The following is a 12,864-nucleotide window of genomic DNA, read 5'->3' as shown; positions in this document are numbered from 1 at the left end:
CTTACACCTCCTTCGGATTGGCCAGATAACCTGTAGTATCCCCGGTCGGGCGGCTATTGGCGTTAGGTTTGATGACAATACTTGGTTTGGTAAAGTGCGCGCCCGGCAGTGGCGCTACCGCAGCCAAAGTACCGTGTTTTTTGCGCAGCTCTTCAATCGGACCAAAATCCAGCGCACGCAGTGGGCAGGACTCCACGCAGATAGGTTTCTTGCCTTCAGCGACGCGCTCATGGCAGCCATCACATTTAGTCATATGCCCTTTTTCAGCATTGTACTGCGGCGCGCCGTAAGGACAGGCCATGTGGCAATACCGGCAGCCAATGCAAACATCTTCGTCGACAACGACAAAACCATCTTCACGTTTGTGCATCGCGCCGCTCGGACAAACCTTGGTACAGGCTGGATCTTCACAGTGGTTACACGCAATGGAGAGGTAATAAGCAAAGACGTTCTGATGCCAGACGCCGTTGTCCTCCTGCCAGTCGCCGCCTGCGTATTCATAAATGCGGCGGAAGCTGACTTCCGGGGTTAAATTTTTGAAATCTTTGCAGGCCAGTTCGCAGGTTTTGCAACCGGTGCAACGGCTGGAATCAATAAAAAATCCATACTGGGTTGTCATCGGTTACTCCTTACGCCTTTTCAACCTGAACAAGGTTCGTGTGTGACGGATTCCCCTTTGCGAGAGGAGACGGACGCTGGGTCGTCAGGACGTTAATGCAACCGCCCTGATCCACGCGTTTTGCATCCGGGTCATACCAGGCCCCTTCGCTCAATGCCACCACGCCGGGCATCATACGTGGCGTCACTTTCGCCTCAATATGCACTTCACCACGATCGTTAAAGATACGTACCTTGTCGCCGTTGTTAATACCGCGTCGCTGCGCATCCATCGGGTTGATCCACATTTCCTGGCGGCAGGATGCTTTCAGGACATCGACGTTGCCATAGGTCGAGTGAACGCGAGACTTATAGTGGAAGCCGGTCAGCTGCAAAGGGAATTTCTCCACCAGCGGATCGTTTAAGCTTTCAAAGCCTGGGGTATAAATCGGTAGCGGATCGATTACATCACCTTCCGGCAGTTCCCAGGTTGCCGCGATCTCGGCAAGCTGCTGCGAATAAATTTCGATCTTACCTGACGGCGTGGTCAGCGGATTGGCTTTAGGATCCTCACGGAATGCCTTGTACGCCACATGATGTCCTTGCGGATCGCGCTGTTTAAAGATCCCTTGCTGACGGAATTCTTCAAACGTAGGCAGTTCAGGAATCGCTTTGCGCGACTGCTCATACAGATGGCGCATCCACTCTTCCTGAGTACGACCTTCTGTAAACTGCTGCTCAACGCCAAGGCGCTTCGCCAGCTCGCTGGTCATCTGGTAGATAGTCTTGCATTCGAAGCGTGGTTTGATCGCCTGATCGGTGAAAATCACATAGGACATGTTCCCGCATGAGGCATCCAACGCGAAATCCATCTGCTCAGAGGCGGTGCAGTCCGGCAGCAAAATGTCCGCGTATTTCGCCGAGGAAGTCATATGACAGTCGATGACGACGATCATCTCGCACTTCTTCTCGTCCTGGAGGATTTCATGCGTGCGGTTAATATCAGAGTGTTGGTTAATCAGACAGTTACCGGCATAGTTCCAGATCATCTTAATAGGAACATCGAGCTTGTCTTTGCCGCGTACGCCGTCACGCAGGGCCGTCATCTCCGGGCCTCGCTCAATCGCGTCCGTCCACATGAACATCGAGATGCTGGTTTCAACAGGGTTTTCCAGCGTTGGCATACGCTCAAACGGCAAACTGTATGAGCCCTCACGCGCCCCGCTGTTGCCGCCATTGATCCCAACGTTACCGGTCAGGATAGCGAGCATAGAAATGGCGCGGGTCGCTATTTCACCGTTAGCATGACGCTGCGGCCCCCACCCCTGGCTGATGTATGCCGGTTTAGCGCTACCTATTTCACGCGCCAGTTTGACGATACGTTCAGCGGGAATACCGGTAATCTGCGCCGCCCACTCCGGGGTCTTGGCAATGCCATCCTTACCCTGCCCAAGAATATACGCCTTATAGTGACCGTTCTTCGGCGCGTCGGCCGGTAAGGTTTTCTCGTCGTAACCCACGCAGTATTTGTCGAGGAACGGTTGGTCAACCATGTTTTCGGTGATCAGGACATACGCCAGACCATTGACCAGCGCCGCATCAGTACCAGGACGGATCGGGATCCATTCATCTTCACGCCCCGCACCGGTATCCGTATAACGGGGATCGATAATGATCATGCGGGCATTGGATTTCTGTCGCGCCTGTTCAAGGTAATAGGTTACCCCACCCCCGCTCATACGGGTTTCACCAGGGTTATTACCGAACAGAACCACCAGCTTGCTGTTTTCAATGTCGGACGGGCTGTTACCGTCAGCCCAGCCGCCGTAGGTATAGTTCAACCCGGCAGCGATTTGCGCTGAAGAGTAGTCACCGTAGTGATTAAGATAGCCGCCGCAGCAGTTCATCAACCGTGCCACCAGCGTTTTACCCGGCGGCCACGAGCGAGTCATAGTGCCACCCAGCGTACCGGTACCGTAGTTCAGGTAGATAGACTCATTGCCGTAGTCTTTGATAAGACGCTGCATATTGCTGGCAATGATGTCGTAGGCTTCATCCCAACTGATGCGCTCAAATTTTCCTTCGCCACGCTTACCAACCCGTTTCATCGGGTATTTCAGACGATCGGGATTATAGACTCGGCGACGCATGGAACGACCACGCAGACAGGCGCGTACCTGGTGCAGACCGTCATAGTTGTCATCGCCGGTGTTGTCGGTTTCGACATACTTTATTTCACCGTCGACCACATGCATACGCAGCGGGCAGCGGCTGCCGCAATTCACCGTACACGCGCTCCAGATCACTTTCTCATTAATCGGTGTCGGATTAAGGGCTTCTGCAGCATTTGCAATCCGGGTAAATGGCAGGGTAAACGCGCTACTGGCCACCGCCAGTCCGCCTATCGCCGTCGTTTTCACCAAACCGCGGCGAGTAACCTCAGCTGCCAGCACGGCATCGGGGATCTTAGTTTTCATAGTGGCTCACTCTGCTGCTCACAATAAACAAAATACAAATATTCGATGTATAGTTTTTTATATAACGTTAATATCGATATACGGGCTGGTAGAAACTGAATTTGCTAAAAGACAGAGAAAAATACTGACTTTCATTCGAAGTCAGTATTACCCCTATGGGAGTAGTCGTTATTGTCCGACGTCAAACGGGCATAAAAAAAGCGCCTTGAGGCGCTTTTTTAGCAGAGAAAGGTAGCTTAGCCGATGAATTCGAGGCCATTCATGTACGGACGTAATACTTCCGGAACCTGAATGCGGCCATCAGCCTGCTGATAGTTTTCCATTACCGCAACCAGCGTACGCCCAACCGCCAGACCGGAACCGTTCAGAGTATGCACTAAACGAGTCTTTTTGTCGGATTTGCTGCGGCAACGCGCCTGCATACGACGAGCCTGGAAATCCCACACGTTGGAGCAAGAGGAGATTTCGCGATAGGTGTTCTGCGCCGGGATCCACACTTCCAGATCGTAAGTTTTGCATGCGCCGAAGCCCATGTCGCCAGTGCACAGGATGATTTTGCGATACGGCAGACCCAGCAGTTGCAGGACCTTCTCGGCATGGCCGGTCATCTCTTCCAGCGCGTCCATCGAATCTTCCGGGCGAACAATCTGCACCATCTCAACTTTATCGAACTGGTGCATACGGATCAGACCACGCGTGTCACGACCGTAAGAACCTGCTTCAGAACGGAAGCACGGCGTATGCGCAGTCATTTTGATCGGCAGCGCATCTTCATCGATGATTTCGTCGCGCACCAGGTTGGTCAGCGGAACTTCTGCTGTTGGGATCAGCGCATAGTTGCTGCTGTCAGCTTCTTCATCCAGCGGACGGGTATGGAACAGATCGCCAGCGAATTTCGGCAGTTGGCCTGTACCGTACAGCGTGTCATGGTTAACCAGATACGGGACGTAGTTTTCGCTATAGCCATGCTGTTCGGTATGCAGATCCAGCATGAACTGAGACAGCGCACGGTGCATACGCGCAATCCGCCCTTTCATAACAACAAAACGAGAGCCGGTCAGCTTAACCGCCGCGGCGAAATCTAGACCCGTGTGCATTTCACCCAGGGTAACGTGATCGCGCACTTCGAAATCAAACTCACGCGGAGTACCCCAGCGGCTGACTTCGACGTTGTCATTTTCATCTTTACCCACCGGAACGTCGTCCGCTGGCAGGTTAGGAATAGTCAGCGCAATGTCGCGGATCTCGGCCTGTAAGGTATCAAGTTCAGCTTTCGCGGCATCCAGCTCTTCGCCCAGTTTGTTCACTTCCAGACGTAAAGACTCGATATCTTCCCCGCGCGCTTTTGCCTGGCCGATGGATTTCGATCGCGAGTTACGCTCTGCCTGCAGGTTTTCAGTTTGTACCTGCAGAACTTTACGACGCTCTTCAAGAGCGCGCAGCTTATCTACATCCAGCTTAAAGCCCCGGCTTGCCAGTTTTTCTGCGACTGCGTCTGGCTCATTACGCAGCAGATTGGGATCGAGCATGCTTATCCTGTGCTTATCGAATTAAAATAGGAGAAAGTGACCACAGCCTGCGGTCACAGGGATACAGAGACAACATTACCGCAACGATAACACTAACGGTAGCGTTTTATAGGGCTATTTTGATCCTGTCCGGCGAGCCAGGCGAGCTTTTCGCCAATCTTGCCTTCAAGACCTCTGTTTGTGGGGCGATAATAGCGCGTTTGTGCCATTTCCTGCGGGAAGTACTCTTCTCCGGCGGCATAGGCATTAGGCTCATCATGGGCATAACGATACTCCTGACCGTAGCCCATCTCTTTCATCAGCTTAGTCGGCGCATTGCGCAGGTGAACCGGCACGTCGTAATCCGGACGTTCGCGGGCATCAGACAGCGCGGCTTTGAAGGCGGTGTAAACCGCATTACTCTTCGGCGCACAGGCCAGATAAACAATCGCCTGAGCAATCGCGCGTTCGCCTTCCGCGGGTCCCACGCGGGTAAAACAGTCCCATGCGGAAATCGCCACCTGCATGGCGCGGGGATCGGCATTGCCGACATCTTCTGAGGCAATCGCCAGACAGCGACGGGCAACGTACAGCGGATCGCCACCAGCGGTAATAATTCGCGCATACCAATAAAGCGCCGCATCTGGGGCGCTTCCACGTACCGACTTGTGTAATGCGGAGATGAGATCGTAAAAACGATCGCCTTTATTATCGAAACGCGCACTACGTTCACCGGCAATTTCGGTGAGCAATTCTGGTTTCAATACGCGCTTGCCGGAATCATCAACTTCGGCCATATCGGCCATCATTTCCAGCGTATTCAGCGCCCGCCGCGCGTCACCATTAACCAGTTCGGCAATAGCCCGACGCGTTTCTGGCGGCAGAACAATATCCTGGCCGCCATAACCACGCGCTTTGTCTGACATCGCTTGGTCCAGTACCTGTTCAATGTCGTCGGAAGTTAACGATTTCAGTAGATAAACGCGTGCACGCGACAACAGCGCCGAGTTGAGCTCAAACGAGGGGTTTTCAGTGGTGGCGCCAATAAACGTAATAGTACCGTCTTCAATATGCGGTAAAAACGCATCCTGTTGGCTTTTATTAAAACGGTGAACTTCGTCCACGAACAGGATCGTGCGTCGACCCGCGTTACGGTTCTGACGCGCACGCTCAATCGCTTCACGAATTTCTTTCACGCCAGACGTAACTGCCGAAATTCGTTCGACATCGGCGTTGGCGTAACGGGCAATAACTTCGGCAAGCGTCGTTTTCCCGGTCCCCGGCGGTCCCCATAAAATCATGGAGTGCAGATGCCCGGCCTCAATGGCGCGCGGCAAGGGCTTGCCAGCAGCCAGCAGGTGCTGCTGGCCGATATACTGCGCTAAATTTTCTGGCCGCATACGCGCGGCCAGCGGCTGAAAAGTATTATCAGAAAAGTCGAGCGACAGATTGCTCACTCACACGCCTCTACTTACGTTGATCGTCAACCGTTACACCTTGCGGCGGGGTAAAGGTGAATTTAGAGGGTTCAATCGCACCATTCTGCTGAGATTTCAGCTGATAGCTGCTGCGCTGATCGTCTTGTTCAACGGCGCTGAACTGGTGGATCGTCCCGTCACGCCCAACATTGATAGTAAACTGTTTAAGGTTACCGCTGCTGGTTTTTGGCGTCAGCACGAAATCATCGCCATTTTGCTTAATATTGTACTGCTGCCAGTCGCTGGCCTGGTTACGCGCAATCAGCATGAACGGCGTGTTGCCCGTGGCGTCTTTCAGCCATGTCGCAGTCGCCTGCTCAACAAACGGGTTAAAGAACCACAGCGTTTTACCATCAGAAACCAGGATGCTCTCGTCAGGCTGCGTCATATGCCAGTTAAACAGATTAGGACGTTTAACCCATAAGTCACCCTGACCTTCCTGCACCGCCGCACCGCTACCGTCCGTGACCTTCTGAGTAAAGCTGGCATGGAAGCTACTGACTTTATCCAGGCGGCTTTTCAGGTCGCTGGCAGCATCTGCCCAGACGCTGCTCACCACAAAGCTCGACAATAATGCACAGGTGATTGCGATTCTTTTCATCGTTATTCCTCAAAATACGTCACTCCCAACGGGGAGATCCCTCTGCTATCCATTTCAGGCCAAAAATCAGCATGAGGAAAGTAGAAAATACTGAATTACTTAACTTTGCAATCATTCGAAGGGCGGCGGAGCCAGCACTTCACGATTACCATTATGCCCTTGCTCACTGACAATTCCCTGCGCTTCCATCTGTTCGATGATGCGCGCCGCTCGGTTGTAACCGATACGGAACTGACGCTGGACGCCGGAGATTGAGGCTTTGCGTTTCTGGGTAACAAAGTTTACCGCCTGATCGAACAGCGGATCTAACTCTTCGCCACCATCAAAGCCGCCACCGCCGCCTTCGCTTTCGCTGTCAGACGTAATGCCGTCAACGTATTGTGGACGACCGCGCGCTTTCCAGTCCTGAACCACAGCGTGAACTTCTTCATCACGTACAAAGGCGCCGTGTACTCGCACTGGGATCGTTGAGTTTGGCGCGGAATAAAGCATGTCACCCATACCCAACAGCGATTCCGCTCCGCCCTGGTCAAGGATGGTACGCGAGTCAATTTTACTGGACACGGTAAAGGCGATACGCGTTGGGATGTTCGCTTTAATCAGACCAGTGATAACGTCAACCGACGGTCGCTGGGTCGCCAGCACCAGGTGGATCCCCGCCGCACGCGCTTTTTGCGCCAGACGAGCAATCAGTTCTTCCACCTTTTTACCCACGGTCATCATCAGGTCGGCGAATTCATCCACCAGCACAACAATATACGGCAGTTTTTCCAGCACCGGATGCTGAACATCCATACTGTCGCCCGACTTCCAGTACGGGTCCGGAATCGGACGCCCCATACGGGCGGCTTCAGCAATTTTTTCGTTATAACCGGCAAGGTTACGCACGCCAAGCGCCGACATCAGCTTGTAGCGACGTTCCATTTCGTTGACGCTCCAGCGCAGGGCGTTGGCAGCATCTTTCATGTCGGTCACAACTTCAGTCAGCAAATGCGGAATGCCTTCATAAACCGACAGTTCCAGCATTTTCGGGTCAATCATGATAAAGCGAACGTCTTCCGGCTGCGCCTTGTATAACATGCTGAGGATCATGGCGTTCACCCCAACCGACTTACCGGAACCGGTTGTCCCTGCCACCAGCAGGTGCGGCATTTTCGCCAGATCGGCAACCACCGGTTCGCCCGCAATATCTTTACCCAGTACCACGGTCAGCGGAGATGAGTTATCACGGAATTTGGCGTTATCCAACACTTCGCGCAGATAAACGGTTTGACGTTTTTTGTTGGGTAACTCCAGCCCGACATACGGTTTGCCCGGAATGACCTCGACTACGCGTACCGCTGCGGTCGACAATGAACGCGCCAGATCTCGCGACAGGTTGGAAATACGCGCCGCTTTCACTCCAGGAGCAAGATTAAGCTCAAAGCGGGTAATAACCGGACCAGGTGAGTAGTTCACCACATCGGCTTTAATGCGGAAGTCCGCCAGACGAGCCTCCACCAGACGAGCCATTTGCTCCAGAGCGAAAGTATCTATCGGCTCAACCTCACTCGGCGGCGGCGTGAGCAGATCCAACGATGGCAACGGCGTACTTGGACGGTGCGCCGGACGACTGTCGCCATTACGCATCAGGAGCGGATGGATCAGACTATCCTGCGGCGGTGGTGTAACAGGCTGCGCCGGCTGCTGATAATGCTGCTGCGGTGCGACTGGCTGCGCCGGTTGCTGGTAATGCTGCTGTGGTGCGACAGGCTGCGCCGGTTGCTGGTAATGCTGTTGTGGTGCGACAGGCTGCGCCGGTTGCTGGTAATGCTGCTGCGGTGCGACAGGCTGCGCTGGCTGCTGATAATGCTGCTGCGGTGCGACAGGCTGCGCTGGCTGCTGGTAATGCTGCTGCGGTGCGACAGGCTGCTGGTACTGCGGCGCAGGCTCCGGCATTACGCCTGGAGTAAATAGCGGCTCATGTGGACCATCATCCACCAGCGTTTTCATTGGCGAGAATTCAAAGTCATCGAGCGAGAACGGATTCGCTCCGGCAGGCTGTTCACCGGAATAGCGCTGCTGCTGGGAAGAGGCAAACTGGCGAGCCAGTTCTGCTTCTGCGGCTGAATCATCATCAGTCTGACTGGCATCATCCTGATACTCCTCGCCATAGCGGTGCTGCTGCGACTGGGCGAACTGACGCGCCAGCTCATCTTGCTGCATTGCGTCAATTTCTTCGTCACTGTACGCATCTGTATCAAGATGCTCTTCGCGCGCTTTCTCTTCAGCCATACGTTGTGACGGCAGTTTTATGCCATACGACGCCAGCTCCCGACGAGTAGGCACGCGCACACGATTCGGACGCGGTAACTGCGGACCAATCCCCTCTTTCACCTGTGGACGCGGTGCACCGCTACCCGCAAGACTAAAGACTGGTGCTGCGGCAGCCGCACCCGCCCCTAAAGCGGCGTTTTTCACCCCGGCGGCCAGCGGCGCAACGGCAGCAACTGACTCAACGGGCGGTATGGATGCTGCCGTCGGCATAGACGGCTTAACACGTTCAGGCTCCTGAACAGGCTCTGGAATCGGCTGATACCAGGCGGCCAGTTGCTCGCGCTCACGTGCACGTTTCTCTTCAACTTCTTCAAAATAGTAGAGTGGCGGACGAGTCGGTTTAACCTCTTCAACTACCGGCTCAGGTTCCACTACAGGCGGTTGTTCAACCGCAGGCTGCTGGAACGCGGCGTTTTGTTGAAAGGTTGATTCCGGCTGATAAACAGGCGGCTGCACGGGATCCGGCTGATATGCAGGTTCCGGCTGCCAGTTGTGCTCCGCGGTAAATTCCTGCGGCTGCGGACTTTCCTCCACTACCGGCTGCTGCCATGGTTCATACTGCTGCTGCACCGTTGGCTGCGCGTAGTGGGCTGGCTGAGGATAACCCTCAGGCGCTGGCGCAATCACCGCATCACCGGTTTGCGGGCCAGGCACGGCTTGCCAGGCTACGGCTGGGGCCGGTTGCTCCATAACGGTATTGGTCACTGGCGATGTTTGCAGCAGCGGATCAACCGGTGCGCTCCAGGCCTGAGCTGCCGTTGTCGCTGCAGCTGCGGCGGCAACTGGCTCTGTCACCGAATGACCATTCAGCAGTGGGTCAAGTTCGTCATATTCAGGCAGCGTCGCACGATTACCGGAGAACAGCACATCGTTAGGATCGGCAACAACGCCACGAGCGCTGTATTCAATTTCGTCTTCATCATCCATGCGTTTGCCGGAAAACAGCGCGGCATCAGTATGACGACCAAGCGGGTTGGTAAATTTCTCCGCCAGACGCTTACGGCGCGCTAACGCACCGCGCAGAATACGCGCCCGACGCGATTCATGAGGTTTGCCATCAGCGGCGTCGAAAGACTCATCTTCATCTTCATATTCTTCGTCATCGACCCAGGTATCGTCGCGACGGGTACGGTTGCTGGCAAACGTCAGGATATTGAGTAACCAGCCGCCCAGTTTTTCCGCAATGCTCACCCATGACCAGCCGGTAAACAGCGTTAATCCCGCAGCCCAAATGCACAATAGCGTCAGCGTACCGCCGCTACTGTGCAGTAATGGTTGCAACGTGGTGCTGAGCAGGCTGCCGATCACGCCGCCAGAGGCGAAATACCAGATGTCATCGGCATTGATTGCGGCAAGCCCGCAAGAGGTAAGGATCAGCGCCAGAACGCCAATAATACGCAGCGAAACGGCAAAATAATCGACGTATTCGTCGCTGGCCTGGTGTCGCCATGCAAACCAGCAGCCGCCGACAATGATGACGGGAATGGTGTAGGCCATGACGCCAAAAATAAAGAATAGTGTGTCTGCCAGCCATGCTCCGGGTATTCCCCCAAGATTATGGATAGGTTCGTGCCACGCGGTTTGCGACCAACTGGGATCCGAAGGGTTAAAGCTGAGTAAGGCAGCCATCAACCAGACGGCAAAAAGGGCAATAAGGATCAGTAGCGCTTCCAGGAGTCGGCGCCCGCTGCTTAACTTCGTCAATGTGACGTCTTTGTCTTCAGTGTATTCCTGGCTCAAAAACGGCTCTCCAGGTTTCAGGCTTTTCCTGCCCGATGCTAAAACGGACAACAGCACCGGGTTACCCCGGCACTGTTGCTGTATGGATTAACAGGAGTGTAATCAAACTGCGTCGATTTTGCACCTGTTCCGTGTTAGCGCGTCTTAATTACCAGACGATTGCTCTGTTTGACTTCTTCCATTACGACATAAGTACGTGTGTCATTCACGCCAGGCAGACGCAGCAGGGTTTCCCCCAACAGCTTACGGTACGCCGACATATCCGGTACGCGTGTTTTCAACAAATAGTCGAAATCACCGGAAACCAAATGACACTCTTGAATTTCTTCAAGTTTTTGTACTGCAGAGTTAAATTGCTCAAACACATCCGGGGCGCCACGATTCAGAGTAATCTCAACAAAAACCAGAAGTGATGCATCCAGATAATGCGGGTTTAACAGCGCTGTATAGCCCTGAATAAAACCCTGTCTTTCCAACCGACGCACACGCTCAAGGCAGGGCGTTGGTGAAAGTCCCACACGTTTAGAAAGCTCGACGTTAGAAATACGCCCATCCTTTTGCAGCTCATTAAGAATGTTACGATCGATACGGTCGAGATCTTTGCCAGGGCGCTTCTTACTATCTACCATTATTATTGTCTCTCTGTATTCCTTCCCTACTCCTGCCTGACTCTACCAACATCACTGTTCAGAGTCGCTACCCATCAAAATAAACCGCAACCCAGAGGGATTTTCGGTTTGTAATGCCTGGGCTTATGGTGAGAAGACCGTTGCCTGTCGGCGGCTATCGACATCACGAATGGCATCTGTCCACACCATGCGTAGATTTCGCTAACACGGTAAACATGGTATCTACATGCATGATTATGCAGCACATACATGACACATTTTTTTTCTTCCTTGACTGTTTTCGCAAAACAGCAGGTGATTGTCAAAGCAAAACATCGATTTTTAGTACAACATGCCAGTTATTCATTCGCAGTGATGGAAAATCGTCATTTTATCACCTTATAACTGACCGATTTTTAGTAGAAATCGTTATAGTATTACGACTTATTCCCCCGCTCATCGGTTTCTGCTATTACACATATTGTTAACAAAATCGCCATACTCTTTTTTTACGCCTGTAAATTCCCTACAATCCTGCTCATTGCCTGCCAACAACTATGGGGATCTCATGGGCGCAACCAAACACAGTAAACTTCTTATTCTGGGCTCAGGCCCTGCGGGATATACCGCTGCGGTCTACGCTGCACGCGCTAACCTGCAACCGGTACTGATTACCGGTATGGAAAAAGGTGGTCAACTGACCACAACAACAGAAGTGGAAAACTGGCCTGGCGATCCGCACGATCTCACTGGCCCGCTGCTGATGGAGCGTATGCACGAACATGCGACCAAATTTGATACAGAAATCATTTTTGATCACATCAGCAAAGTTGATCTGCAAAACCGCCCTTTCCGTCTGACCGGCGATAGCGGAGAGTACACCTGTGACGCACTGATCATCGCTACCGGCGCTTCAGCACGTTACCTGGGCCTGCCTTCAGAAGAAGCATTCAAAGGCCGCGGCGTTTCCGCCTGCGCAACCTGCGACGGTTTCTTCTACCGTAATCAAAAAGTTGCGGTGATTGGCGGTGGCAACACTGCGGTTGAAGAAGCACTGTATCTGGCGAATATCGCATCTGAAGTGCATTTGATTCACCGTCGCGACAGTTTCCGCGCTGAGAAAATTCTCATCAAGCGTTTGATGGATAAAGTTGAAAACGGCAACATCGTGCTGCACACCCACCGCACGCTGGAAGAAGTAACCGGTGATCAAATGGGCGTAACCGGGCTGCGCCTGCGCGATACGCAAAACACTGACAATGTGGAGTCACTTGACGTTGCCGGATTGTTTGTCGCTATCGGTCACAGCCCGAATACCGCCATTTTCGACGGTCAGCTTGAACTGGAAAACGGCTACATCAAAGTTCAGTCCGGTATTCACGGTAATGCCACACAGACCAGCATTCCGGGGGTCTTCGCAGCCGGTGACGTGATGGATCATATTTATCGCCAGGCGATCACCTCTGCGGGCACGGGCTGTATGGCCGCGCTTGATGCAGAACGTTATCTCGACGGTCTGGCGGACGCTTGCAAATAAGT

General features: G+C 53.4%; 8 protein-coding genes. 1 reads left to right on the top strand and 7 read right to left on the bottom strand.

Annotated elements, in window-relative coordinates; translation table 11 throughout:
• Position 1 precedes the first annotated feature (1 nt).
• The 7 genes from WC7_RS17575 to lrp all read right to left on the bottom strand — a co-directional run bounded on the left by WC7_RS17575 (position 2) and on the right by lrp (position 11,346).
• Complete coding sequence (locus tag WC7_RS17575; protein WP_003035741.1) at positions 2–619, bottom strand: DMSO/selenate family reductase complex B subunit; 618 nt, start codon at positions 617–619, stop codon at positions 2–4.
• Between the two features lie 10 nt (positions 620–629).
• Positions 630–3,074, bottom strand: coding sequence for a dimethylsulfoxide reductase subunit A (gene dmsA / locus WC7_RS17580; protein ID WP_016152431.1), 2,445 nt, complete (start codon positions 3,072–3,074; stop codon positions 630–632).
• A gap of 236 nt (positions 3,075–3,310) precedes the next feature.
• The gene (gene serS, locus WC7_RS17585) at positions 3,311–4,603 is read right to left on the bottom strand and encodes a serine--tRNA ligase (RefSeq protein WP_016152430.1); all 1,293 of its coding nucleotides are present in this window, start codon (positions 4,601–4,603) and stop codon (positions 3,311–3,313) included.
• Positions 4,604–4,695: 92 nt separating this feature from the next.
• Entirely contained in the window at positions 4,696–6,039 is a 1,344-nt protein-coding gene (gene rarA, locus WC7_RS17590) for a replication-associated recombination protein RarA (RefSeq protein ID WP_016152429.1), read from the bottom strand.
• 10 nt (positions 6,040–6,049) lie between these two features.
• A complete protein-coding gene (gene lolA / locus WC7_RS17595; RefSeq protein WP_003831898.1) occupies positions 6,050–6,661 on the bottom strand; it encodes an outer membrane lipoprotein periplasmic chaperone LolA in 612 nt (203 codons plus the stop codon).
• A 111-nt stretch (positions 6,662–6,772) separates the two neighbouring features.
• Positions 6,773–10,717: a DNA translocase FtsK gene (gene ftsK / locus WC7_RS17600; protein ID WP_016152428.1), complete on the bottom strand. Its 3,945-nt coding sequence runs from the start codon at positions 10,715–10,717 to the stop codon at positions 6,773–6,775.
• A gap of 134 nt (positions 10,718–10,851) precedes the next feature.
• Entirely contained in the window at positions 10,852–11,346 is a 495-nt protein-coding gene (lrp, locus tag WC7_RS17605) for a leucine-responsive transcriptional regulator Lrp (protein ID WP_002439523.1), read from the bottom strand.
• A gap of 547 nt (positions 11,347–11,893) precedes the next feature.
• Between lrp and trxB the strand changes: the two genes are divergently transcribed.
• Positions 11,894–12,862, top strand: a complete 969-nt coding sequence (trxB, locus tag WC7_RS17610) for a thioredoxin-disulfide reductase (protein WP_016152427.1) — start codon at positions 11,894–11,896, stop codon at positions 12,860–12,862.
• The last annotated feature ends 2 nt before the right edge of the window (positions 12,863–12,864 follow it).

The organism is Citrobacter sp. KTE151 (assembly GCF_000398845.1).
Classification (GTDB): Bacteria; Pseudomonadota; Gammaproteobacteria; order Enterobacterales; family Enterobacteriaceae; genus Citrobacter; species Citrobacter braakii.
This window is presented reverse-complemented; position numbering and strand designations above follow the sequence as displayed.